Genomic DNA, 24600 nt, shown 5'->3' with positions numbered 1-24600 from the left:
GGGGCGTGGTTCAGGACCAGGCCGGCGAAGGCGGCCAGCGGGCGGGCGGGACCTGCCAGCAGCAGGGCGCCGAGCAGCGGCAGGGCCAGCAGGATTGCGAAAATCCGCCCCCGGCGGCGTGGGGCGCGGCGGCCTTCCGCGGGGGTCGCATCGGGGTGCGACTCGCGGTGCGACTCGGGGGTGGCGGCGGTGTCGCTGCGCGCCTCATAGGCGTCCCAGACTTCGTTCCAGCTATCGGCGGCGTGACCGGACTGTCGCATGTTTTTATCCAGACCCTTGGCTTGTCTCACGGGATGAGAATTACCCCGCGAAGGGTAAGCATCGGGTTAATCTGGCACACGCGTTCGTGAGCGAAAGAAGCAGGCGCTCAAGGATTTTCGCGCGGATGTGCAGCACACCCGCGTGAGGTCACGGGCGTGGAAACTTCTGGTTTACAGGCAGATGCGGGGCGAAAAGGCCAAGCCCAGGCCCCCGGCGCCGCCTTTCGGCAGCCCGGAAAACCCCGCGAAAATTTTTCGGAATTCGACGCCCGAAGGCGTCAGCTATGGACGGCGATGCCCCGCTCGAGCGCGCCGAGGGCGGCGGCGAAGGCCTCCGTCATGGCCGCCGCCAGCACCTCCGGCCCGCGCGGGCCGGGGGGAATCGGCGCCGTGCCGGTCACCGCCAGCTGGGTCAGCAGGCTCGGACCCCCCTCCCCCTCGCGCAGCAGCACGGCCGACAGCCCGGCGCGCGCCTGGCCGGCGCCCAGATCGGCCAGCAGCGCGGTCAGCTCGGTCTCCAGCACCAGGTCGGCCCGCGCCCGCGTCCCCGGCGAGACCACGGCGCCGAACAACCCGCCGGAGGAGAGCCAGCGGCGCAGCGCCTCCTCGGCGAGCTCCGCCGGGGGGGCGCTCCATTCGGCGTAGTAGTCGATGGCCTCGGTGCCGTCGGGGCGGAGACTCCGCAAGCCGCGGCTGTCCTGGCCGGGGGCCGCGCGCATCAGCCGCACCAGCAGCACGCGGCGGCGGCCGCTGCGGGCGGGCATCGGGGCGGCCGGGTCGCGGGCAGGGGTCAGCGGGAAGCGCCGCACCTCGACATAGGGGCGCTCGGGCAGGACGCTGCAGGCGGCGAGCGCCGGCAGGGCCAGCAGGGCGAGACGACGGTTCATGCTTGCCTCCTCAGCGGTGGTTGGGCGCCGGCGGCGGGGCGCCGAAGATCGCCTGGCCGGGCGCGCGGCGCAGCGCCTCGGTGGTGTCGCGCAGATTGCCCGCCACCGCCCGCAGGTCGCGCAGCAGGGGGGCCAGGTCGGCATTGGCGTCCTGGGTCGTGTTGCGGGCCGTCCGCAAGGTCTGCTCCAGCGCGGTGATGGCCTGGGGCAGGCGGGAGAGGCTGCGGCGCAGCTCCTCCGCCGCGCCGCCGACATTGGCCATGGCGCTGCGGGCCTCGGGGCCGCCGACCAGGCCGCGCAGGTCGGTGACCGTGGCGCGCAGGTCGGTGACCAGCCCGGGCAGGTCGGTGCCCTCGGCGGTGCGGCGCAGGCTGGCGATGGTCGCCGAGGCCTCGGCCAGGATCTTGGCGGCATCGCCGTTCTGCAGCTGGCCCTTCACCATGGCGACGATCTCGGTGATGTCGCCCATCAGCTCCTCCAGCGGCGCGTTCTGGATGCGCGACAGGATGGCCTCGGCGGCGTTCTGCACCTGCGCCACGGTCGACGGCATGGCCGGGATCACCGGATAGGTGGACTGCCAGGGCAGATCCTCCCGCGCCGGGAAGCGGGTCGGGCTGACGAAGTCGAGCTCGATATAGGCGACGCCGGTGATGCCCTGGCTGGACAGCCGCGCCCGCAACCCCCGCCGCACCGAGGCCTCGGCCCGTTCCGGCGTGTCGATCGTCGCCTTCTGCGGGTCCAGCGCCAGCCGGACCAGGACGAGTTGAAAAGCCTCCATCGCCTGGTTGCGGCTCGAGGGCGGGTATTCGGCATTGACCAGCCCGATCTGGCTGACCTGGCCGATCTGCACGCCGCGGTAGCGGACGGGCGCGCCGACCTCGAGGCCGATGACGCTCTCCTGCAGATAGGTCTCGAAGACCAGGGTGGAGCGGGTCAGCCTTCCGCCGGTCAGGAACAGCACGAAGCCGAGGGCGAGCGCCAGGCCCACCAGGATCAGGGCGCCGACGCGGACATAGAGGCTGGTGGAGCTGGTCATGCGGCGGGCGCCTCCCGGCGGAAGAAGGCGCGCACCGTGGGATGCGTCGCGTGGTCGCGCAATGCGCGCGGGTCGCCCTCGGCGATCATGCCGCGGGCCGCCTTGTCGAGCATGATGCAGCGGTCGCCGATCGCCAGGATCGACTGCAGCTCATGCGTCACCACCACGAAGGTGGTGCCGAGGTCGCGGGCCAGCTCCTTGATCAGCTGGTCGAGGCCGGCGGAGGTGATGGGGTCGAGGCCGGCGGAAGGCTCGTCGAGGAACAGCAGCGGCGGGTCGAGGGCCATGGCGCGGGCGATGCCGGCGCGCTTGGCCATGCCGCCGGAGATTTCCGCCGGCAGCCGGTTGGCGGCGTCCGACAGCCCGACCAGGCCGAGCTTGACGCGCGCCACCTGCTCGCGCGCGGCGGGCGGCAGAGCGGTATGCGCCTCCAGCGGCAGCATGACGTTCTCCAGCAGGGTCATCGAGCCGAAGAGCGCGCCCGACTGCCACATGACGCCCAGCCGGGTCAGCAGCTCCCGCCGTGCCGCCCCCGCGGTCTCCATCAGCGGCTGGCCGAGGATGCCGATCTTTCCCGCGGTCGGGCGGTAGAGGCCGATCAGCAGCTTGAGCAGGGTGGATTTCCCGCAGCCCGAGCCGCCCAGGATGACGAAGACCTCGCCACGGGCGACGCTGAAAGAAACGTCCCTGAACAGGGCGTTGGCGCCGAAGGCCATGGCGACACCTTCGGAGGTGACCACGGGGTCGGCGACGGTGCGGCGCTGGATGTCCTGGAAATCGGCCATGCTCACCAGCCCAGCCGGTAGAACAGGATGGCGAAGAGGCCGTCCAGCACCACGGTCGCGACGATGCCACCGACCACGGCCTGGGTGGCGGCGTCGCCCACCGCGCGCGGCCCTCGCCCGGCCTGCAGCCCGGCGCGGCAGCCGATGCCGGCGATGACCATGCCGAAGATCACCGACTTGCCCAGCCCCCCCACCAGCGAGCCCAGCGTCAGCCATTGCGACAGCTGGTTCAGCACCAAGGGCGGCGGATAGCCGAGCGCGCTCATCACGCCGCCCATGCCGACCAGGCCGGCCAGGTTCATCATCAGCGCCAGCACCGGCATGACCAGCATCGCCGCCAGCAGCCGCGGCAGCACCAGCATGACCATCGGGTCGATGCCCATGATGCGCAGCGCATCCACCTCCTCGTTCACCGTCATGGTGCCGAGCTCGGCGGCATAGGCCGACCCCGTGCGCCCGGCCAGGATGATGGCGGCGATCAGCGGCCCGAGCTCGCGGATCAGGGAAATGCCGACGAGGGACGGGATGTAGATCTCCGCCCCGTATTGCCGCATCGGGATCGAGGACTGAAATGCGAGAATGACGCCGATCAGCGTGCCCAGCAGCAGGGTCAGCGGGAAGGCGCGGAAGCCGGCCTCGTCCAGGTGGCGCAGCAGGTCGGCCCAGCGGAGGCGCCCCGGGCGCGGCAGGGTGGCCGCCGTCATCACTGCCGCCTCGCCCAGGAAGCCGGCGGCGTTACGGGCCTCCTTGAGGCGCCCGACGCCCCAGGCGCCGAGGCAGGCGATGAAGGGCAGGCTGGGCGGGGCCTTCGGCGGCCGCGGCGCGGCCAGGGCCTTGCGGGCGCGGTCCAGCACGGCGGCGACGGGGGGGCTGGCGCCCTGGATATCGGTCTCGGCGCAGGCGCTCGCGCATTCCAGCACCAGCGCGGCGCCGGTGCTGTCCAGCGCGGTCAGCCCGGCCAGGTCGAGCCGGCGCGCCCCCGCCGCCGCGCGCAGCACCGGCTGCCACAGCCGGCCGGCCGCGCGGGTGGTCAGGGCGCCGCGCAGGCGCAGGGTGTCGCCCTCGCGGTCGAAGCCCGCCGGGGCCGCTGCCTGATCTGCCGTGTCGCTCATGCAGGAGATGAAATAAGCCAGCGGCCCGGCGGCGTTAACCCCCAGTCAGCCACGCGTCATGAAACCTTGGGCATCAAAGCCCCGGAACTGTCACGCTTGGTTGCATGGAGCGCCGCCGCCGCCGCCGAAAGGCCGCTATCCCAGGCGCCGGCGAGGGTCGCGGCATAGCGTGGGTGGCAGGCCTCGCCGGCGAAGCCCAGCCGGCCGTCCTGCAGCGGCGTGCCCAGCACCCGCCGGGCGCCGGCGCGGCCCGGCCGGGCATGCGAATAGGAACCGCGGGCGAAGGGATCGGCGCCCCAGTCATGCATCGCCGCCACATCGGCGCGGATCGCCCGGTCGGCGCGGCCGCCATAGGCGCGGCGGAGTTCTGCCAGCGCATGGTCGAGCAGCGGCGCCACCCCCTGCCCCGACAGCGCCCAGGCCGCGTCACCGCCCAGGAACCCCATGACGTGGTCCTGGCCAAAGGGCCAGGCGACAAAGCTCATGGCGGGGTCGGCGGGGTCGGCCACCTGGCGCTCCAGCCCGCCGAAATCGGGCAGGTCGAGCCGGTCGGGCCCGGCGGCCTTCAGCCCGATCTTGGACAGCAGCCCCAGCGGCAGGTCATGCGCCGCCTGCAGCGTCGCCGCCGGCAGGGGCGGGTCGAAGCGGATCGCCCCGGCGGCCAGCAGGCTGGTCGGGATGGTCACCACCACGGCCCTGGCCTCGACCCTGCCGAAATTGCCCTCGACGGCGATGCGCGCCCCGCCCCAGTCGATGCGCTCGACGACGGCGCCGAAGCGGAGCGGCAGATCGGCGGCCAGGCCCTGCAGCAGCGGGCCGAGCCCCCCCGGCAGCAGCAGGTTCGGCCCCGAAAGCTGGGTGTCCAAAAAGTCGTCCAGGTCCATGGCGTCGAGCGGGGCGGCGCAGATCACCTCGCCTTCCCAATGCGCGACCGTCGCGTCCCAGGGCCCGCCGCGCGGCGCCCCCGCCCCGGCCGAGCGGCCCGGGCCGCGCTGCCGCGCCAGGATCGCGTGGAAGCGGCCATAGGCGGCGTCGTAGTCGGCGACCTCCTCCGGTGTCGCCAGCCGGTCGCCGATGCAGCAGCGATGGCTGCGCACCGTGTCGTGGTCGAAGGGGGCGGCGCCGGCGGCCAGCGGGGTCAGCGGATTGGCGCCGGCCTCGTGCAGCCAGGTGGCGCCCAGGTCGAAGGGCGCGCCCAGCGTCGTCCTGTCGGTGCGCGCCCGGCCGCCGGCGCGGTCGCGCGCCTCCAGCACCAGCAGGCTGCGGCCGGCGGCCCGCACCGCCCGGGCGGCGGCGATGCCGGCGGCGCCGGCGCCGACCACCAGGACATCGACCTGGGTCATGGGCCGAAGCGGCGCCGGGCCAGGGCGTCGGCGACCTCGCCGGGGACGACGCGCTTGCCGACCGGGGCCAGCGAGGCCGCCGCCAGCTTCAGATGCGCCCAGGCGAAGGGCAGGCCGATGATGGTGATGGCGCAGCCCGCCGCCAGCACCAGATGCGCGACGCAGAGCCAGATGCCGGCCAGGAAGAACCAGATGATATTGGCCAGCATCCCGAGCGGCCCGGTGCCCAGCGACCCCCGCCCGGTCAGCTCGTCGCGAGAGACCAGCGTCTGGCCAAATGGAAGAAAACTGTAGCCGGCGAGCATCAGGCAGGCGCGGGCCCAGGGCAGGCCGATGATGGTCAGCGCCATCAGCACCGAGGCGAAGAGCCACATCAGCGCCGGCACGAAGCCGAAGCCGGGGAAGTTCCACAGCAGGTTCAGCAGGAAGGCCAAGGTGGTTCCCTCAGGGGTGGTGCACGTCGTGGACCTGGATGCCGCTGCCGGGCGGCGGCATGGCCAGCCAATGGCCCCGCTCCAGCGTGGCGCGGGTATCGGCCAGGCCGCTGGCCCAATGCTCGCGCATGGTGGCGGCGGAGAATTCATAGTCCTTCGCCTGGCCTTCATAGGCCTGCTGGCGATAGATCAATTGCAGGATCACAACCTCCGGCAGCCGCTCCAGCCGATGCTTGAGCTCACGCTGGCCGGGATCGAGCCGGTCTTCCGGCACCTGCTCCAGCGCGCGCTTCAGCTCGACCTCCAGGCCGCGGATGCGGCGGTGGAAATCGGTCACCGCGCGGGTCCGGCTGCTGTAGCGGATGTCCTTCTCCCGGGCCATCACCGCCGGCATCGAGCGCGGCACGGCGCCGCGGGCGCTGAACAGGTCGACCTGGAAGGCCAGCGTGTTGCGGCTTTCCAGGTTCTCCAGCAGGTGCTGCAGCGGCGTGTTGGAGACCAGCCCGCCATCCCAGTAGTGGTCGGTGCCGACCGGCACCATCGGCAGCGCCGGCGGCAGCGCGCCCGAGGCCATGACATGCGCCGCCGTCAGCCGCATCCGGCCGCTGTCGAAATAGGCGAAGTTGCCGCTGCGCACATTCACCGCGCCGACGGCGAAGCGCATCCGCCGGTCGTTCAGCAGGTCGAAATCGACCAGCTCCTCCAGCGTCGCCTTCAGCGGCGAGGAATCGTAGAGGCTGGTCGCGGTCTTGGCCCCCGGCGCCGAGAACCAGGGATTGGGCACCTGCGGCGCGAAGAAGCCGGGCTGGCCCTGCAGCATGGTCAGCGCCGCCGAGGCCTCGTGCCGCCATTGCCGGAACAGGTCGCCGTCGGGCAGCGGGCCCCAGAATTGCCGCTCCACCCGGTTGTCGGTGACCTTCTCCCAGAAGGCGCGCAGCGCGGCGATGCGGCGCTCCGGCGGGTTGCCGGCGATCAGCGCGCCGTTGATGGCGCCGATCGAGACGCCGGCGATCCAGTCCAGCGCGACGCCGGCCTCGTGCAGCGCCTCGTAGACGCCGGCCTGGTAGGCGCCGAGCGCGCCGCCCCCCTGCAGCACCAGCGCCACCCGCCGGCAGCCCTCCGGCCGCCAGGCATCGTCGGCCGGCTCGGGACGCTCGGGCTGCTGGATATCCATGCGTGACGCTCCTGGACGGCGGGGACCGCCCAGAAGGATGGTGCCGCGGCGGCCCTGCTGCAACGCCGCGGCAGGCCTGTCAGAGCTTGAGGCCCAGCTTCTGGATCATGGCCTTCTCTTCCTCGTTGGTGCGCTGGGCGAAGGCGGCATAGTCGTCGGGGTTCATGTAGAGCACCGGCATGTCGTAGCGGTCGAGCACCGCCACATGCTGCGGGTCGTTCACCGCCTCGCGGAAGGCAGCGTCCAGCACCCGCACCACGCCCGGATCCATGCCCTTCGGCCCGGCCAACCCATAGGGCGAGGTGGAGACCAGGTCGATGCCGAGATCCTTCAGCGTCGGCGTGTCGGGGAAGCGCTTGGCCCGCGTCGGGCCCCAGGTGACCAGCAGCCGCAGCCGGCCGTCGCGCACCATCTCCGACCAGCCGGAGCTGTCGGCCAGCGCGTCGATCTGGCCACCCAGCAGCGCGGTCGCATTCTCCGCATAGCCGCGGAAGGGGACATGCACCCATTCGATGCCCTGCTGCCCGGCGATCTGCTCCATGGTGATGTGCAGCGAGGTGCCCACCCCCGGGGAGCCATAGGTGATCTTTCCGCGGTTCTTCTTCGCGTCCGCCAGGAACTCCTGGAAGGTCTTCCAGGGCGCGTCGGCGCGCACCACCACGCCGAACAGATACCCCGTCAGGTGGCTGATCCAGGTGAAGTCCTTCATCGGGTCGAAGGGCGGCTTGGCGGCCATATGCGGGTAGCGGAAGACGCTGATCGGCATCTGCGAGATGGTGTAGCCATCCGACCGCTCGTTCAGCAGCGCCTGCGGCCCGAGGATGCCGCCCGCCCCGGCGCGGTTCTCGATCACCACCGGCTGGCCCAGCTTGCGCGAGGCGACCTCGCCGAAGGCGCGCATCTGCACGTCGGTGGTGCCGCCGGCCCCCCAGGGCACCAGCATGCGGATCGGCCGGGCGGGGAAATTGCCCTGGGCCAGAGCGGGGCGGGCCAAGCCGGCGGTGGCCAGTCCGGCGGTGGCCAGCGCGGCCCCCATCGCCAGCGCACCGCGGCGCGTCGTCTTTCCTGTCATTCGTCCTCCAACAGCCGGCTCTTGTGGCCGGACCTGGGGGCAGCATAGCCCAGCCGGGCGGGCCGGCGGCAAGCCTCGCGGCGCCCCAGGCTGGCGCGACGGGCTGGCGCGCCCCAGGCTGGCGCGACAGGCTGGCGCATGATGGCGCGGCGCGGCATTGTCCGCCGCCCAGCCCGCGGGAGCTTTCGCCACGATGCCGCCTGACCTGCCGCCGACCGAAGACCGCAAGACCGGGCTGCGCTGGTCGCTGCGCGCCGCGACCGGCCCGCTGCATGCCGAGGCCGATGCGCTGGGCAGCGCGCATGCGCTGGGCACGCGCGACGGCCATGCCGCCTTCCTGCGCGCCCATGCCCGGGCGCTGCCGGGGCTGGAGGCGGCGGTGGGCGCGGCGCTGGCGCAGGAGGCCTGGCTGGGCTGGGACGCCCGCCGCCGGTTGCCGGCCTTGCTGGCCGACCTCGCCGTGCTGGGCACGGCCGCGCCGGACCCCCTGCCCGTCGTTTGGCCGGCAGGCGATCGCCGCGCCGTGGCGCTGGGCGCGGCCTATGTGCTGGAGGGGTCGCGGCTGGGCAATGCCATGCTGCGCCGCGGCCTGCCGGAGGGCGCGCCCGCCGCGTACCTCGCGCATCAGCCGGCGGGTGGCGCCGGCTGGCCGGGCTTCCTGGCCGGGCTGGAAGCCGCCCTGCCCGACCCGGCCGGCTGGCCGGCGGCCGAGGCCGGCGCCCGCCTGGCCTTCTCGACGTTCCTGGCGGCGCTGCGGACCGAGGCCTGACGCCTCAGGCGGCGAGGACGATCTCGCCCTTGCGGCTGGCCAGCACCGCCGCCTCCTCCGGCGAGATGGCGGCGCCGAACAGATAGCCCTGGCCGATATGGCAGCCCAGGCTGCGCAGCAGCTCGGCCTGCTCGGCCTCCTCGACGCCCTCGGCGGTGATCTCGATGCCCAGGCCCTGGCCGAGGCCGAGGATCGACTTGACGATCTTCAGCTGCTTCTCCTCCGCCACCATGCGGCGGATGAAGGAGCGGTCGATCTTGATCATGTCGAAGCTGAAGCGGGCCAGCTGCGACAGGCTGGCATAGCCGGTGCCGAAATCATCCAGCGCGACGCGCACGCCGGCGGCGCGCAGCATGTCCAGCGTGTCCTGCGCCACCGCGGCTTCCCGGATCAGCGCGCCCTCGGTGATCTCCACCTCCAGCCGCTCCGGCGCCAGGCCCGCCTCGTGGATGATGGCGATGATCCGCTCGGCCAGCCGCGGGTCGGAGAGCTGCAGCGGCGACAGGTTGAAGGCGAGGCGCAGCGGCGCCGGCCACAGCGCGGCGTCGCGGCAGGCGCGCTTCAGCAGCTGCTCGCTGAGGCGGTCGATCATGCCCAGCCGCTCGGCGGTGGCGATGAAGATGTCGGGCGGCACCATCTTGCCGTCCTCGGCGCGCCAGCGGGCCAGCGCCTCGAAGCCGGCCAGGTGGCCGGTCTTCAGGTCGACCTGCGGCTGGTAGCGCGGCGCGATCACCTCGTTCTGCACCGCCTCGCGCAGCGCCTGCTCGATCCAGGCGCGGTTGGCCTGGCGCTCGCTCATCGAAGGCTCGAAGACGCGCAGCGCGTTGCGGCTTTCCTGCTTGGCCGCCTGCATGGCGGTCTCGGCGCAGGCCAGCACCGCGCGCAGCGTCTCGCCATGCTGCGGCAGGGCGGCGAGCCCGATGCTGACGCCGACCTCGACCCGCTGGCCCTGCAGCCGCGCCGGGCGGGTCAGGGTGCGCATGGCGCGCACCGCATGCTGCTGCATCACCGGCAGGGCGACGCCCTCGAAGACCACGACGAACTCGTCGCCGCCGGGATGGCCGAGCCAGGCGCTGGGAAACAGCTGGCGCAGCCGCAGCGCGACCTCCGCCAGCAGCGCGTCGCCCAGCGCATGGCCATGCAGCTCGTTGATGGCGCGGAAGCCGTCCAGGTCGATATACAGCGCGCCGCCGACGATCGGGCTGGGGCGTTCCAGCCGCTGCTCCAGCCCGCGGCGGTTGGGCAGGCGGGTCAGCGGGTCGTGCACCGCCAGCCAGCTGGCATCGCCCTCGGCGCGCAGCCGCTCCCGCCGCTCGCGCAGCACGTCGAGCAGGCGGCGGATCGCATAGACGAAGCTGCACCAGCCGGTGACCACCAGGATGACGAAGATCTCGTCCAGCTGCAGCTGCTCATGCTGGTGCGAATAGGCATGGGCGGCGTCGAAGACCTCGTAATGGATGGCCAGCGACGACAGCACCACCGCGATGACCAGCAGCACCAGGGCATCGGCCACGGCGCGGTGCCGCAGGATGCCCACCGGCTTCTCGCCCTTCGCCCTGTCCCGTTGCGGCATATCCTCGGCCCCTGCGTCCTGCCCGCCTGCCGCGGCGGCACACCCTCGGGCGGGATTTCCACCGGCGGGCGCCCGCTGACGGATGGCCTTCTGGCCCCGGCGGCATGGCGTGACTATGGCATCCTCGCCGGGTGCGGTGAAATGGCCGTTAAGAGCCGGCCGATTCCTCAGCCGCCCAGCGCGCGCCAGCCGATGTCGCGGCGGCAGAAGCCCTCTGGCCAGCGCAGCGCATCGACCGCGGCATAGGCGGCGTCGCGCGCCGTGGCCAGCGTCGCGCCGCTGGCGGCGATGCCCAGCACCCGGCCGCCGGCGGCGACCAGGTCGCCCTGGTCGTTGCGCGCGGTGCCGGCCTGGAAGACCTGCGCGCCCGGCAGCTGCGCCGCCTGCTCCAGCCCCTCGATGACGCTGCCCTTGGCATAGGCGCCGGGATAGCCGCGCGCGGCCATGACGACGACGATGGCGGCCTCGGCCGACCAGCGCAGGGTGAAGCGGTCGAGCTCGCCGTCGCAGGCGGCCAGCAGCGCGGCCAGCAGGTCGGATTGCAGCCGCAGCATCAGCACCTGGCATTCCGGGTCGCCGAAGCGGACATTGTACTCGATCAGCTTCGGCCCGGCCTCGGTCAGCATCAGCCCGGCGAACAGGACCCCGCGGAACGGCGTGCCGCGGCGCGCCATTTCTTTCAATGTCGGGCGGATGATGCTGTCCATCACCTGCGCTTCCAGCGCCGGGGTGAAAGCGGGCGGCGGCGAATAGGCGCCCATGCCGCCGGTGTTCGGCCCGACATCGCCGTCGCCGACCCGCTTGTGGTCCTGGGCCGCCGCCATCGGCAGCGCCGTCTCGCCGTCGCACAGGGCGAAGAAGGAAATCTCCTCGCCGACCAGGCATTCCTCGATCAGGATCGAGGCGCCGGCGGCGCCATGCACGCGGTCCTCCATGATCTCGGTGACGGCCTGCTCGGCCTGCGCCACCGTCTCGGCGACGACCACGCCCTTGCCGGCGGCCAGGCCATCGGCCTTGACCACGATCGGCGCCCCCTTCTCGCGGATATAGGCGCGGGCGGAAGCCGCATCGGTGAACTGCGCCCATTCGGCGCCGGGGACGCCGGCGGCGGTGGTGACCTCGCGGGTGAAGGTCTTGCTGCCCTCCAGCGTGGCCGCCGCCGCCGAGGGGCCGAAGCAGCGCAGGCCGGCGGCGGCGCAGGCATCGGCGAGACCCAGGGTCAGCGGCGCCTCGGGGCCCACGACCACCAGGTCGACCGCCTGCTCCTTCGCGAAGGCGACGAGCGCGGAAACATCCTCGGCGCCGATGGCGACGCATTCGGCGATCTCGGCGATCCCGGCATTGCCGGGGGCGACCCAGAGCCTGGTCAGCAGGCCGGAGCCGGTCAGGGCCCAGGCCAGGGCATGCTCGCGGCCGCCGCCACCCACCAGAAGAACCTTCATGCCCCAACATCCCTCGCTGCGCGCGGCCCGCTAGCATGGGAAGGGTGGAGGGCGGAAGGGCTCGAACCTCCGTCCAGCCGGAGAAGAGCCGGCCGCTCTACCGCTGAGCTACGCCATCCATTCGGGTCGGCCTGCCGGAGAATACGCCGCGCTTCCTCAGCAGCAAGGCGAGACCGGGTGCTGCCACCTCGACGCCATGCACAAGTTCGGGGGTGGCGGTGAAGGGCACCGCCCCGGGCGGCAGCCGGGCGGCGACCCAGCCGGAGGCCTCCGGGTCGATCCCGGCATCGCGGCAGGCCGCCTCCACCAGGCTGCGGGGACAGAAGGCCTCGCCGCGCAGCACCGCCCAGGGCCGCGGCAGGACGCGCCAGACGGCGGTGTCCGGCTGCAGCGCGCCGCCCTCCGCCCGGTGCCAGGCAGCGACATCGCCGGCCATCAGCCGCATCACCTTGCCGGGGCAGCATGCCTCCACCAGCCCGAGCTGGCCGCCGGCCTCGAGCAGCGCGAAGAAGCCGGCGCGGGCGCTGTTCCAGGCCTGGGCCAGCAGGTTCCAGGTGGAGGAATCATCGCCGCGCCCCACCACCATGTCGTTCAGGTCGAAGCGGCTGCGGCGCCAGGTGGCTTCCAGATCCTCCGCCAGCCCGGCCAGCGCGGCGGTCCATTCGGCCAGCAGCGCGCCACGCTGGGGGGCGGTCAGCCGGGCCAGCACCGCCGGGGTCGGGTGGATGCGGGCGACCAGCGCCCAGTCGGTGGCCGGGTCGGCCTCGGCCAGGCGCAGCAGGGCGGCGGCGGGCGCGTCGAAGGGCTTCACCTGCGAGTCGCTGGTGAAGAGGCTGCGCAGCCCGCGGCGGGCGGCGTCATAGGCGATGAAGCCGGCCGCCGCCGGGCTGGCGGCGAAGCGGTCGAAAGCAATCCCCTCGACCAGGCCGAGCTTGCCCAGCAGCCGCCAGCCGCGATGCCGCCGCTCGCGGGCATAGGTGGCCAGATGCGCCTCCAGCCGGGCCAGGAAGCGGAAGCGCTTGGTATAGGCATGGCCGCCGAGCGCCAGCCCCGCCCCTGCCCGCCCGGCACGGTCCAGCCGGTCGGCCTTGAAGTCGCCTTTCAGCGGCGCCTTGGCGATGGCGGCGGAGAGGCGGGCGATATAGGCCGCGATCCGGGCCGGGTCGCGCTCGGCCGGGGCGATGCCCGCGACCTCGGGAAACAGCTCCAGCGCCTTGGCGATCTGCCGGCCAGGAGCCACGGGCTCCGCGAAATCATCCGGCAGGAAGCTGAAGCGCGGGCGGCTGGCAGCGACCTCGGCCAGCTGCGCCGCCAGCGCCGGCACGGCCTGGATGACGGACAGCCCGAGCAGACGGCCGGCCACCGTCTCCGGCATCGGCCGCCGGGTCAGGCCGGCATGCAGGGCGCGCAGCGTCTCGGCATCGGGCATGGCGGCAGGCTAGCCGGGCGCGGCCGCGGCGCCCAGGCGGCGCCGGGTCACGCCCGCGCCAGCGCCTTGGCCCGGCGGCCCCCCGGGTCTAGTCTGCGCCGCGATGGACAGCGACGCCGAAGCGCCCCCCCGCGGCAACACGCCGGAATTCTCGGTCAGCGAGATCAGCACCGCCATCAAGCGCACGCTGGAGGGGGAGTTCGCCCGCGTCCGGGTGCGCGGCGAGATCACCGAGCTCAAGGCCTATCCCTCCGGCCATATCTACCTGGCGCTGAAGGACGAGGGCGCCAAGATCCGCGCCATCATCTGGCGCTTCGCCGTGCCGCGGCTGTCGCTGAAGCCGGAGAACGGCGTCGAGGTCATCGCCACCGGCAAGGTGTCTGCCTATGGCGAGCGCTCGGACTACCAGCTGATCATCGACCGGCTGGACTATGCCGGCGAAGGCGCGCTGCTGGCCCGCATCGACGCGCTGCGCAAGAAGCTGGCCGCCGAGGGCCTGTTCGACGACGGCCGCAAGAAAGAAATTCCCCGGCTGCCGCAGGTGATCGGCGTGATCACCAGCGAGAAGGGCGCGGTGATCCAGGACATCCGCACCACCGTGGCGCGGCGCTTCCCGCGGCCGATCCTGCTCTGGCCGGTGCCGGTGCAGGGCCAGGGCGCCGCCGAGCAGATCGCCGCCGCCATCGAGGGCTTCTCCCGCCTGCCGGCGCATTTCCCGAAGCCCGACGTGCTGATCGTGGCGCGCGGCGGCGGCAGCTTGGAAGACCTGATGGCCTTCAACGACGAGGCCGTGCTGCGCGCCGTCGCCGCCTGCCCGATCCCGCTGATCTCCGCCGTCGGCCATGAGACCGACACCACCCTGATCGATTTCGTCTCCGATCGCCGGGCGCCGACCCCCACCGCGGCCGCCGAGCTGGCGGTGCCCTCGCGGAGCGAATTGCTGGCGGCGCTGGCGCAGACCGCGGCGCGGCTGCTGCAATCCGGCCAGGCGGCGACCGACCGCGCCCGGCTGCGGCTGTCGCGCGTCGAGGCGCGGATGCCCGACCTGCCCGGCCTGGTCGGCGCCGCCCGCCAGCGGCTGGACGATCGCGGCGAGCGGCTGGCCCTGGCGCCGCGCGCCTACCTCGCCGCCAGGCGGCGGCAGCTCGACACCCTGGCGCCGCGCCTGCTGCATCCGCGCGAGACCCTGGCCGCGCATCGCCACGCGCTGGGCCTGGCCGAGACGCGGGCGGCGGCCGCGCTGCGCCGGCTGCTCGACCGCCGGCAGAACGCGCTGCACCGCCTGCCCGACCCGGCCGCGCGCATCGAATCCCGGCTGCGCGAGGCGCGGCTGCATCTGGCAGGGCTGGCCGCCCGGCTGGAGGGCGCCTCCTACCAGGGGGTGCTGGCGCGCGGCTTCGCGCTGGTCCGGCATGTCGATGGCCGGCCCGTCACCACCGCCGCCGCGATCGCCGAGGGCGACCGGCTGCACCTGACGCTGCAGGATGGCAACCGCATGGTCACCGCCGACACCTTCCCCGACACCCCCGAGACCGCGGCCCCGGCCGTGAAGAAGCCGCGCAGGCCGGCCGCGCCGAAAAAGCCCGGCCAGGGGTCGCTGCTGTGAAGCGCCGCCTGTTCCTGGCCGCCGCCCCGGCCCTGCTGCTGGCCGGCTGCGAAGGCGCCGAGGCGCAGCGCAGCGAGGGCCGCAGCACCGGCCCGACCGTGCCGCGCCTGCTGACGCTGGGCGACGAGGGCCTGACGCAGGGCGGCATGGCGCTGGGCAAGGTGGCGCCGGGCAGCCGGGTGACGCTCGACCAGCGCGCCGTCTCGGTCGCGCCCGACGGGCAGTTCGTCATCGGCTTCGGCCGCGACGCCGGGCCCGGCGCGCGGCTGGTCGCCATCGCCCCCGATGGCCGCCAGGAGATCCGCGAGCTCGCCATCCAGAAGCGCGACTGGGACATCCAGCGCCTGACCGGCCTGCCGTCGGCCATGGTCAGCCCGAATGCGCAGCAGCTGGCCCGGATCAAGGCGGAGCGCGAGCGCATCGCCGTGGTGCGCCGCATCGACAGCGCCCTGCCGCATTTCGCCGAGGGCTTCGTCTGGCCGGCGCGCGGCCGCATCAGCGGCGTCTATGGCAGCCAGCGCATCCTGAACGGCGAGGCGCGGGCGCCGCATCTGGGGCTCGACATCGCGGTGCCGACGGGCACGCCCTGCCACGCCATGGGCGCCGGCCGGGTGGTGCTGGCGGAGGATCTCTACTTCACCGGCAACACCATCCTGCTCGACCACGGGCATGGGGTGGTCAGCCTCTACGCGCATCTCTCGGTGCTGGAGGTGGCGAATGGCGCCAGCGTCGGGCGCGGCCAGCGAATCGGCCAGACCGGGGCGACCGGGCGGGTGACCGGGCCGCATCTGCATCTGGGGATGAACTGGCTGTCCACGGCGCTGGACCCGCATCCGCTGCTGCCGCCGCAGGGTTAGGGCGATAGCGGGCGGATGGAAAAAGCCCATCCAGCGGAAACGCCACCGAAATTCCGCGGCACCTTCATCAAGCGGTAAGCATCCTGGCGGCATTGGGAGCGCCGTCATGACCCTTTCCCAATTCCTGCCCCGCCCCTCCGTCCCGCAGGACACCCTGCGCCGCGCCGGGCTGATCGAATCGCCGGTGGTGGCGCTGTTCGACGATGCTGACCTGGCCTCGGCTGCCCCCGGGCGGGTCGCCGCCACCGAATGGCGCCACCGCACCCCCTGCGTCGTGGTGCTGGCCCCCGACCCCGGCCTGCGCGAGCGGCTCTATGCCGCCGGCGCCATCCTGGTGGTCGGCTGAAGGCCCTAGCTCTTCCGGTAGAGCTCGCGCGGGAAGCGCCGGTGCAGCCACAGCCAGTCCTGCGGCCGGGCGCGGATCCAGGCGCCGATATGGTCGTTGACCCCCTGCATCAGGATGCGGACATCGGCCGCCTTGTCGCCGGTCTCCGGCCAGGGCAGCGGCGGCTCCACCACCACGCGGAAGCGGTTTTTCTCGATTCGCTCGACATGGACCGGGATCAGCGGGCAGCGGAAGCGTAGCGCGAGCTCCGCCGGGGCCGTCGCCGTCATCGCCTTCTGGCCCAGGAAGTCGAGCTCGATCCCCTCGTTCAGCTTCTGGTCGACCACCAGCCCCAGCGCCTGGCCGCCGGCCAGGTGCTTCAGCGCCTGGCGGGCGCCGCGGCTGCCCTTGGGGAACAGCGGCAGCTCGGCGCCGCCCTCGCGCATCTGCCGCACCACGGCATCGACCAGCGGATTGTCCGGCGCGCGGTACAGGCTGCCCATGGTCAGGCCGAAGGCCTGGGCGGCCAGCGGCAGCACCTCCCAATTGCCGATATGCGCCGAGAAGAAGACCAGCTGCCGGGCGCCGGGCGGCATGTTCTCCGCCCCCACCAGCTCCCAGCCCGGGCCTGAGGCGGTCCGCGGCAGGCCCGGCAGATGCGGCAGCTCCATCATGCTGCGGCCCAGATTGTCCCAGGCGCCCTTCAGCACCGCCTCGCGCCAGGCCGCGTCGCGCTCGGGGAAGGCCAGGGCCAGGTTGCGCCGCCCGACGCGGGAGACGCCCAGCCAGGGCCCGAGGGTCCGCGTCACCGCCCCCCCGATCGCCGAGGCCGCGGCCATCCCCAGCGCCCGGCCCAGCGCCAGCGCGGCGCGCGCGCCCCAGGCCTCCAGCCGCCAGCGCAGCTTCATGCGCGGCCCTCCCCTGGGGGGCGCAGGCCGGCATCGGTCCTCGGAAATCCCTGCATCCGTCGCACGCCCCTCTGTCGCCGGCGGCCGCCGCTATGCGCGATCGGCGGGGCTTTGACCAGCGGCGGGCTCTGGACCCTGCCGTGCCGGATGACCAGATGGAAGGCTCGCGGCGGCACCGCCGGATCGCCAGAAAAAAATCCCGTCGCCGCGGCCCGGGCGGCGGCGGCCATGCGATGATCGGCGCCGCGCCGGCCCCGCAGCCCGGGCGCAAGAATCCGCGATCAATACCCATGGATTACACGGCGGTAATGCCTATATGATCGGATGATGATGAAGACCCGGAGGAATCGTCTTATGCGCGGAAGAGCCCGCCTGCTCGCCGGCCTGGCCGCCCTTGCCCTGATCCTGGGTCCCGCTTTCGCGGAAGCCCGGCCGGGCGGCGGCTCCAGCTCCGGCAGCCGTGGCAGCCGTACCTATTCCCCGCCCCCGGTGACGCGCACCGCCCCCGAAGGCGCGCGGCCGATGGAGCGCACCACGGCGCCGCAGCAGCAGGCGGCGCGCCCCGGCATGGCGGCCCCCGCCCAGCCGGCGCGCAGCGGCATGTTCGGCGGCTTCGGCGGCGCCATGCTGGGCGGCCTGATCGGCGTGGGCCTGGGCGGCATGCTGTTCGGCAACGGGCTGTTCGGCGGCATCTCCGGCCTGGGCGGCGTGCTCGGCCTGCTGATCCAGGTGGCGCTGATCGTGCTGCTGGTCCGCTTCGCCATCCGCTTCTTCCGCAGCCGGCAGCAGCCGGCCATGGCCGGCGGCCCGAACCCGAACGCGCTGAACCGCGAGATGCAGCAGGAGCCGCGGCCGGCCACCGGCGGCAGCGCCCCGCGCACCACGCCGCTCGAGGTCACGCCGCAGGATTTCAGCGCCTTCGAGAGCATGCTCTACGACGTCAACGGCGCCTGGTCGCGCCGCGACGCGGCGACCCTGTCGCAGCTGACGACGCCGGAGATGGCGGGCTTCTTCGCCCAGGATCTGCGCGACCTCGACGCCCGCGGCTGGCGCAACGAGACCCGCGACGTGAAGCTGGAGCAGGGCGACCTGGCCGAGGGCTGGAGCGAGAACGGCACCGACTACGCCACCGTCGCCATGCGCTTCAGCCTGATCGACGTCACCCTGGACAACCAGGGCCGGGTGGTCGAGGGCAGCGCCGACCAGCGCAGCCAGGCGGTGGAGCATTGGACCTTCCGCCGCCAGGGCCGCGGTGCCTGGCAGCTGGCGGCGATCCAGCAGCCCGGCTGACCGGCCAGGCTTCAGGGACGGTGATGGGAAAGGGCGCGGCGCAGGCCGCGCCCTTTTCGTTGGCGGGGCTTTCCCGCTTGTAACCAGCCCGGCCGGCTCGCCATAAAGCGCGCCAATCCAAACGCAGCCGATCCCGGGAGATCCGACGCCATGACCCTCACCCGCCGCGGCCTGGCCGGCGCCGGCCTGCTGCTCGCCACCCCTGGCCTGCTGCGCGCGCAAGGCGCGCTGACCCCGGTGAAGTTCTGCCTCGACTGGGCTTTCCAGGGCCCCCAGGCGCCGTTCCTGCTGGCGCTGGAGCGCGGCTTCTTCCGCGACGAGGGGCTCGCCGTCACCATGGATCGCGGCTTCGGCTCCGGCGACACGCCGGTGAAGGTGGCCAGCGGCGCCTATGACTTCGGCATCGCCGACCTGTCGCCGGCCATCCGCCTGCGCCTGTCCGGCCAGGCGCCGGAGCTGGTGGCGACCATGGTGATCCAGCAGGGCAGCCCGCTGGCGGTGATGGCCCTGAAGAAAAGCGGCATCACCACGCCGAAGCAGCTGGAAGGCCGCAAGGTCGCCGGCCCCGAGGGCGATTCGGCGCGCCAGCTCTTCCCCGCCTTCGCCCGCGCCGCCGGCATCGATGCCAGCACCATCAACTGGCTGACCGTCACCCCGCAGCTGCGCGAGCCGATGCTGGTGCGCGGCGAGGCCGATGCCATCACCGGCTTCGAGGTCTCCGGCGTGTTCAGCCTGCGCAGCCTGGGCATCCAGCAGGCGGATGTGGTGTCGCTGCGCTACGCGGATTCGGGCGTGGCGCTGCTGTCGACCGCGCTGCTCTGCAAGCGCAGCCATGCCGAGGCCAATCCGAAGGTGGTGACCGGCCTGATCCGCGCCATCGCCCGCGGCCACGACGCCGCCTGGAAAGACCCCGACGCCGCCATCGCCGCCCTGGTCAAGCGCGACGCCACCACCCCGCGCGAGGTGGAGAAGGCCCGGATGATGGCCAATTTCGGCTTCATCCGCACCCCCCAGGCGCTGTCCGGCGGCTACGGCAACCTGCCCGAGCCCCAGGTCCAGGCCGCCATCGAGACCATCCGCGGCGCCTTCAATATCCCGACCGAACTGAAGGCCAGCGACATGTACCTGACCCAGTTCCTGCCGCCGGCGTCGGATCTGCAGATCCCGGCCTGAAGAGCAGACAGGTGCAGGCCAGGGGAATGAATTCCCCTTTTTCTTTCGGACTGCCGTGTCCACGTGGCGACAGGCCGTGAAACGGCCACAGGTCAGCGCGACCTGTCAGCGAGCGCCGTTTTCATCAAATGCGTCCCGCCGTTTGGCCCTGATGTCGGTTCCGTTGAAGCGCAGGTCACCAGACGGCCGTTAAAAGAAAAGAATGATGGGGGCCTGGGGGAAGAATTCATTCTTCCCCCAGCCTTCAACCCTTGATCTTCCTGACTTTCTGATCCTCGTCAAAAGGTCTATCCCTCGGCAAAACCGCGCGGAGAGATGCCATGTCCCGACCCAAGCCTGTCATGCTCGTCATCCTCGACGGCTGGGGCTGGCGCGAGGACAGCGCCGACAATGCGGTACTGCAGGCGAGGACGCCCTGCTTCGACCGTTTGTGGGCGGGCTCGCCGCACAATTTCCTGCACACCTCCGGGCATGATGTCGGGCTGCCGGACGGGCAGATGGGCAATTCCGAGGTCGGCCACCTGAACCTGGGCGCCGGGCGGGTGGTGATGCAGGACCTGCCGCGGATCGACACGGCGGTCGCCGACAACAGCATCGCCTCGCTGCCGGCGGTGACGGGGCTGATCGGCAAGCTCAAGGCCAGCGGCGGCACGCTGCATCTGATGGGGCTGTTCTCCCCGGGCGGCGTGCACAGCCACCAGCGGCATGCGCTGGCGCTCGCCAAGATTTTCGCCGGCGCCGGGGTGCCGGTGGCGCTGCATCTCTGGACCGACGGGCGCGACACGCCGCCGGAAGCCAGCCTCTCCTACCTCGCCGAATTCGAGCCCTCGCTGCCGGCCGGCGCGCGCATCGCCACCGTCACCGGGCGCTACTTCGCCATGGACCGCGACAACCGCTGGGAGCGGGTGCGCCAGGCCTATGACGCCATGGTGGAGGGCGTGGGCTTCAAGGCCGGAACCGCCTCGGCCGCCATCGCCGCCGCGCACCAGGCCGGCAAGACCGACGAGTTCATCCCGGCCAGCGTCATCGGCGGCTACACGGGCATGAAGGATGGCGACGGGCTGCTCTGCTTCAATTTCCGCGCCGACCGGGTGCGGCAGATCATCGGCGCGCTGCTGCTGCCCGGCTTCGAGGGCTTCGCCGCCCGCCGCCCGGCCTTCGCGGGCGCTGCCATGATGACCGAGTATTCGACCGTGCTGGCGCCGCACCTGGCGACGCTCTTCGCGCCGCAATCGATGCAGGACATCCTGGGCGCGGTGGTCTCCAAGGCCGGGCTGACCCAGCTGCGCATGGCGGAGACGGAGAAGTATCCGCACGTCACCTATTTCCTCAATGGCGGCGAGGAGACGCCCTATCCCGGCGAGGAGCGGATCATGGTCGCCTCGCCGAAGGTCGCCACCTATGACCTGCAGCCGGAGATGTCGGCGCCCGAGCTGGCGGACAAGGCGGTGGCGGCGATCGGGTCGCGGAGCCACGACCTGATCGTGCTGAACTTCGCCAATGCCGACATGGTCGGCCATACCGGCAGCCTGGCCGCCGCCATCCGCGCCTGCGAGACGGTCGATGCCTGCCTGTCCCGGCTGGAGGCCGCGGTGGTCGCCGAGGGCGGCGCGCTGCTGGTCACCGCCGACCATGGCAATGCCGAGCTGATGAAGGACCCGGTGACCGGCGGCCCCTATACCGCGCACACCACCAATGTCGTGCCTGTCCTGCTGGTCGGCGGCCCGGCCAGGGCGAAGCTCCACGAGGGCCGGCTGGCCGACGTGGCGCCGACGCTGCTGGCGCTGCTGGGCATCGCGCAGCCCGCGGCGATGACCGGGCGGAGCCTGATCGACTGATCCGCCCCCTGCCCCGGGGCAGCCGCCGCGCCTGGCAGGGGGCGGCGCTGCTTCTCCCCCTGCTGCTGGCGGGTCCGCTCCTGGCCCAGGGCAACCGTGACGGCAACCGTGACGGGAATCGCGCGGCGCCGACCGAAAGAAACCTGCGCGACGCCGAGGCCCGGGCGCAGGAGGCCCAGGCCGCCGCCCGTGCCGCGGCGGAGGCGACCCGCACCGCCGCCGAGGCCGAGCGGGCGCTGGCCCAGCAGCGCGCCGAGGCCGGCCGCCGCGCCGTCTCGGCGGATGGCGCCGCGGATGCGGCCGAGGCCGGCGCGGCGGAGGCGGCGAAGGTGCGCGATGCCGCCATCGTCGATCTCAGCCGCCGCGCCCAGGCGCTGGCGCCCCTGGTGCCGCTGATGCGCCGGCTGAGCCAGTATCCGTCGGAGACGCTGCTGGCGGTGCCGGGCTCGCCCGAGGATGCGCTGCGCGGCGCGCTGGTGCTGCGCAGCCTGACCCGCCACCTCTCGGCCGAGGCCGAGGCGCTGCGCCAGGCCCAGGCCATCGCCGGCGAGGCCAGCCGCCGCGCCGAGGCGGAGGCCGCGCATCTGGCCGAGGCCCGCGCCGAGGTGCGCGCCGCGGCGGCAGCGGTCGACGCCGCCCTGGCCCAGGCCCGCACCCATCGCAGCGCGCTCGCCGAGGAGGAGAAGGAGGCGGCGCGCGAGGCCGCCACCACCGCCACCCGTGCCGGCGACCTGCGCGAGATGATGGAGCGGCTGGAACGCGCCCGCGCCCGGGCCGAGGCCGAGGCGAAGGCCCGCGCCGAGCGGGAGCGCGCCGCCGCCGAGCGCACCGCCCGGCTGCAGGCCGAGCGCGAGGCCGAGGCCCTGGCCGCCCGCCAGCGCGCCGCCCGCGACGCCGCCCAGCGCGAGGCGCTGGCCCGCGAGCAGGCCGCCGTCGAGCGCCGCGAGCAGACCCGCCAGCTGGAGGCCGCCCGCCAGGCGGCGCTGCCCGCCCCCGGCCCTGGCCCTTCGGCCAGCGGCGGCCGCGCCGTGCCGGTGGCGGGCACGCTGTCGCGCGACTTCGGCGACAGCGGCGCCGGCGGCCCGGCGCGCGGCCTGACCTATGCCGCGCCCGCCGGCGCCCGGGTGGTCAGCCCCTGCCAGGGCAGCATCGCCTTCGCCGGCCCGTTCCGCTCCTACGGCAAGCTGGTCATCGTCGATTGCGGCGGGGGGGTGCATTTCGTCCTCGCCGGCCTCGACCGGCTGGATGCCGATACCGGCGCCCGCGTGCTGCCCGGCGAGCCGGTCGGCCAGTTGGGCGCGGCGGAGGAGAATGGCCGCGCCTCGCTCTATGTCGAGCTGCGGCGCAACGGCACGCCGGTGGATCCCAAGGGCTGGTTCCGCTCGCGTGGGTAAGCGCGCAGGGTTAAGACTAGGTCATGCAAGGCACCGGCATGCCGCGGCGCGGTGAATTTCTGGCAGGCTGGCGCGATCCTGGGGGCACGACCACCCGTCCGGGCCGCGCATTGCGGCACACGTGATTGTCGAAAAAGGTTTCAATTTGCCCCTTGCACAGGAAGCCGCTCTAAGGTGTCTCGCTAAGCCGTCGAATGCTCGCGGCAGAAGGATCGTTGACCGGCATGAGGGGTCACCGCATGAAGCCTAAGATGCGCATGGTCGGCGTGGTGGGGGCGGCTTTCGTCGCCGGCACCGTGCTCGGCCCGGTGGTGATGCCGCCCGTGGTGTCCGCCTTCGCCCAGGAGGCCGGCAACCGCGCCGAGACCTACCGGCTGCTGAACCTGTTCGGCGATATTTTCGAGCGCGTCCGCGCCGAGTATGTCGAGCCGGTGAACGACCGCGAGGTCATCGAATCCGCGATCAACGGCATGCTGCAGGGTCTCGACCCGCACAGCAGCTACATGAACGCCCGCTCCTTCCGCGACATGCAGGTGCAGACCCGCGGCGAGTTCGGCGGCCTCGGCATCGAGGTCAGCCAGGAGGGTGGCTACGTCAAGGTCATCAGCCCGATCGACGACACCCCGGCCGCCAAGGCGGGCGTCAAGCCGGGCGACCTGATCACCCATCTGAACGGCAATTCGGTGCAGGGCCTGACCCTGCAGGAAGCGGTCGAGCAGATGCGCGGCGAGCGCGGCAGCAGCATCAAGCTGACCATCCGCCGCCCCGGCACCGAGACGCCGATCGAGCTCAGCCTGACCCGCGACGTCATCCGCCCGCAGGTCGCCCGCTTCCGCATGGAGGGCGAGGATGTCGGCTATGTCCGCCTCTCCTCCTTCAACGAGCAGACCGAGGGCGCGCTGCGCCGCGCCGTCAGCACGCTGCGCCAGCAGGCCGGCAACAACCTGAAGGGCATCATCCTCGACCTGCGCAACAACCCGGGCGGGCTGCTCGACCAGGCCGTGCAGGTCTCGGACGACTTCCTGGAGCGCGGCGAGATCGTCTCGACGCGGGCCCGCCGCGCCGACGACGCGCAGCGCTGGAACGCCAAGCCGGGCGACATCGCCGACGGGCTGCGGGTGATCGTGCTGATCAATGGCGGCTCGGCCTCGGCCTCGGAAATCGTCGCCGGCGCCCTGCAGGACCACCGCCGCGCCGTGCTGCTGGGCACCAAGTCCTTCGGCAAGGGCTCGGTGCAGACCGTCATGCCGATCCCCGGCAATGGCGCCATCCGCCTGACCACCGCGCGCTACTACACGCCCTCGGGCCGCTCGATCCAAGCGACCGGCATCACGCCCGACATCGAGGTGCTGGCCACCCGCGAGGAAGGCAACGCCCCGCTGCGCGACCGCGAGGCCGATCTGCGCCGCGCGCTGCGCAACGACAACGGCGCCAACGGCAGCACCGAGGCGCCGCCGCTGCCGCCGCTGAACCTGCCCGCCGGCGTCCAGGACAAGGTCACCCGCCTGCCGCCCGAGGGCGCGCCGGCCTTCGACCCGACCAAGCCGGAGACCGACTTCCAGCTGCAGCAGGCCGCCGGCCTGCTGCGGGCCTGGTCGACCGCCGACCCGCAGCGCCGCGCCGCGCGCTGACGTCGGTGGACTGACAGGAAGGGCCGCGTCGGCATGGCGACCTCGAACCGCTCCGGGGAAGCCGCTTCCGGCCGCATCGGCGCGGCGCCCAGCCGGACGCTCGCCACCATCCCCAGCGTGGCGCCAGCGCCCGGCAACCGCCGGGCCTGGCGTGCCCTGGGCGGCTTCTGGCTGCTGGTGCTGGGCGGCGCCGCCTGCACCATCGCCACCCTGCACCGGCTGGGCCCGCCCGAGGCCCCCGGCCGCAGCCTGGCCGCGGTGC

The 24600-nt window shown here is 73.0% G+C and carries 23 protein-coding genes and 1 tRNA gene; 10 read left to right on the top strand and 14 right to left on the bottom strand.

Annotation, left to right across the window (positions count from 1 at the left end; all coding sequences use genetic code 11):
* The 9 genes from GVN67_RS18945 to GVN67_RS18905 form a co-directional block, all read right to left on the bottom strand.
* The coding region (locus GVN67_RS18945; RefSeq protein ID WP_159998849.1) for a hypothetical protein at positions 1 to 260 on the bottom strand (260 nt) is incomplete at its 3' end.
* A 278-nt stretch (positions 261 to 538) separates the two neighbouring features.
* Entirely contained in the window at positions 539 to 1147 is a 609-nt protein-coding gene (locus GVN67_RS18940) for an ABC-type transport auxiliary lipoprotein family protein (protein WP_159998847.1), read from the bottom strand.
* Positions 1148 to 1157: 10 nt separating this feature from the next.
* Positions 1158 to 2183 (bottom strand): MlaD family protein, encoded by a 1026-nt coding sequence (locus GVN67_RS18935; protein ID WP_159998845.1) that lies wholly within the window; start codon positions 2181 to 2183, stop codon positions 1158 to 1160.
* Positions 2180 to 2968: an ABC transporter ATP-binding protein gene (locus GVN67_RS18930; protein ID WP_159998843.1), complete on the bottom strand. Its 789-nt coding sequence runs from the start codon at positions 2966 to 2968 to the stop codon at positions 2180 to 2182. The genes GVN67_RS18935 and GVN67_RS18930 overlap by 4 nt, the downstream gene beginning before the upstream one ends.
* 2 nt (positions 2969 to 2970) lie before the next feature.
* A complete protein-coding gene (locus GVN67_RS18925; protein WP_159998841.1) occupies positions 2971 to 4080 on the bottom strand; it encodes an ABC transporter permease in 1110 nt (369 codons plus the stop codon).
* Positions 4081 to 4136: 56 nt separating this feature from the next.
* Entirely contained in the window at positions 4137 to 5423 is a 1287-nt protein-coding gene (locus GVN67_RS18920) for an NAD(P)/FAD-dependent oxidoreductase (RefSeq protein WP_159998839.1), read from the bottom strand.
* Positions 5420 to 5857, bottom strand: a complete 438-nt coding sequence (locus tag GVN67_RS18915) for a YccF domain-containing protein (RefSeq protein ID WP_159998837.1) — start codon at positions 5855 to 5857, stop codon at positions 5420 to 5422. Before GVN67_RS18915 ends, GVN67_RS18920 begins: the two co-directional genes overlap by 4 nt.
* A gap of 10 nt (positions 5858 to 5867) precedes the next feature.
* Entirely contained in the window at positions 5868 to 7031 is a 1164-nt protein-coding gene (locus tag GVN67_RS18910; RefSeq protein WP_159998835.1) for a patatin-like phospholipase family protein, read from the bottom strand.
* Between the two features lie 79 nt (positions 7032 to 7110).
* Positions 7111 to 8103, bottom strand: a complete 993-nt coding sequence (locus tag GVN67_RS18905) for a tripartite tricarboxylate transporter substrate binding protein (protein WP_159998833.1) — start codon at positions 8101 to 8103, stop codon at positions 7111 to 7113.
* A gap of 193 nt (positions 8104 to 8296) precedes the next feature.
* Between GVN67_RS18905 and GVN67_RS18900 the strand changes: the two genes are divergently transcribed.
* Positions 8297 to 8872 carry a biliverdin-producing heme oxygenase gene (locus GVN67_RS18900; RefSeq protein ID WP_159998831.1) on the top strand — a complete coding sequence of 192 codons (576 nt, stop codon included), beginning with the start codon at positions 8297 to 8299 and terminating at the stop codon, positions 8870 to 8872.
* 4 nt (positions 8873 to 8876) lie between these two features.
* Here GVN67_RS18900 and GVN67_RS18895 read toward each other — a convergent pair whose 3' ends face one another.
* The 4 genes from GVN67_RS18895 to GVN67_RS18880 all read right to left on the bottom strand — a co-directional run bounded on the left by GVN67_RS18895 (position 8877) and on the right by GVN67_RS18880 (position 13316).
* Entirely contained in the window at positions 8877 to 10445 is a 1569-nt protein-coding gene (locus tag GVN67_RS18895; protein WP_159998829.1) for a bifunctional diguanylate cyclase/phosphodiesterase, read from the bottom strand.
* A gap of 167 nt (positions 10446 to 10612) precedes the next feature.
* On the bottom strand, positions 10613 to 11887 hold the full coding sequence (purD, locus tag GVN67_RS18890; RefSeq protein WP_159998827.1) for a phosphoribosylamine--glycine ligase: 1275 nt from the start codon (positions 11885 to 11887) through the stop codon (positions 10613 to 10615).
* A gap of 45 nt (positions 11888 to 11932) precedes the next feature.
* A tRNA-Lys gene (locus tag GVN67_RS18885) sits at positions 11933 to 12006 on the bottom strand.
* Positions 11985 to 13316, bottom strand: a complete 1332-nt coding sequence (locus tag GVN67_RS18880; protein ID WP_159998825.1) for a hypothetical protein — start codon at positions 13314 to 13316, stop codon at positions 11985 to 11987. The genes GVN67_RS18885 and GVN67_RS18880 overlap by 22 nt, the downstream gene beginning before the upstream one ends.
* Before the next feature lie 103 nt (positions 13317 to 13419).
* Here GVN67_RS18880 and xseA point away from each other — a divergent pair, with 103 nt between their 5' ends.
* The 3 genes from xseA to GVN67_RS18865 all read left to right on the top strand — a co-directional run bounded on the left by xseA (position 13420) and on the right by GVN67_RS18865 (position 16125).
* Positions 13420 to 14922, top strand: a complete 1503-nt coding sequence (gene xseA, locus GVN67_RS18875) for an exodeoxyribonuclease VII large subunit (protein ID WP_159998823.1) — start codon at positions 13420 to 13422, stop codon at positions 14920 to 14922.
* A complete protein-coding gene (locus tag GVN67_RS18870) occupies positions 14919 to 15779 on the top strand; it encodes a M23 family metallopeptidase (protein WP_159998821.1) in 861 nt (286 codons plus the stop codon). The genes xseA and GVN67_RS18870 overlap by 4 nt, the downstream gene beginning before the upstream one ends.
* Positions 15780 to 15885: 106 nt before the next feature.
* Complete coding sequence (locus GVN67_RS18865) at positions 15886 to 16125, top strand: hypothetical protein (protein ID WP_159998819.1); 240 nt, start codon at positions 15886 to 15888, stop codon at positions 16123 to 16125.
* A 5-nt stretch (positions 16126 to 16130) separates the two neighbouring features.
* On the opposite strand, the gene GVN67_RS18860 is transcribed toward GVN67_RS18865, so the two are convergent.
* Positions 16131 to 17012, bottom strand: coding sequence for a lysophospholipid acyltransferase family protein (locus GVN67_RS18860; RefSeq protein ID WP_159998817.1), 882 nt, complete (start codon positions 17010 to 17012; stop codon positions 16131 to 16133).
* Between the two features lie 354 nt (positions 17013 to 17366).
* Here GVN67_RS18860 and GVN67_RS18855 point away from each other — a divergent pair, with 354 nt between their 5' ends.
* The 6 genes from GVN67_RS18855 to GVN67_RS18830 all read left to right on the top strand — a co-directional run.
* Positions 17367 to 18302 (top strand): TIM44-like domain-containing protein, encoded by a 936-nt coding sequence (locus tag GVN67_RS18855; protein WP_235035368.1) that lies wholly within the window; start codon positions 17367 to 17369, stop codon positions 18300 to 18302.
* A 150-nt stretch (positions 18303 to 18452) separates the two neighbouring features.
* Complete coding sequence (locus GVN67_RS18850; protein WP_159998813.1) at positions 18453 to 19475, top strand: ABC transporter substrate-binding protein; 1023 nt, start codon at positions 18453 to 18455, stop codon at positions 19473 to 19475.
* Between the two features lie 320 nt (positions 19476 to 19795).
* Entirely contained in the window at positions 19796 to 21313 is a 1518-nt protein-coding gene (gene gpmI, locus GVN67_RS18845; RefSeq protein ID WP_159998811.1) for a 2,3-bisphosphoglycerate-independent phosphoglycerate mutase, read from the top strand.
* A gap of 329 nt (positions 21314 to 21642) precedes the next feature.
* The gene (locus GVN67_RS18840; RefSeq protein WP_159998809.1) at positions 21643 to 22707 is read left to right on the top strand and encodes a murein hydrolase activator EnvC; all 1065 of its coding nucleotides are present in this window, start codon (positions 21643 to 21645) and stop codon (positions 22705 to 22707) included.
* 239 nt (positions 22708 to 22946) lie between these two features.
* Positions 22947 to 24338: a S41 family peptidase gene (locus GVN67_RS18835; RefSeq protein ID WP_235035367.1), complete on the top strand. Its 1392-nt coding sequence runs from the start codon at positions 22947 to 22949 to the stop codon at positions 24336 to 24338.
* Between the two features lie 33 nt (positions 24339 to 24371).
* Positions 24372 to 24600 (top strand): hypothetical protein (locus GVN67_RS18830; protein WP_159998805.1); only part of this gene is annotated, 229 nt, incomplete at its 3' end.

It is taken from the genome of Roseomonas sp. 18066 (assembly GCF_902706185.1).
Taxonomy (GTDB): domain Bacteria; phylum Pseudomonadota; class Alphaproteobacteria; order Acetobacterales; family Acetobacteraceae; genus Pseudoroseomonas.
Note: the sequence above shows the minus strand (reverse complement) of the source record. Positions and strands in the feature narration are given on the sequence as shown.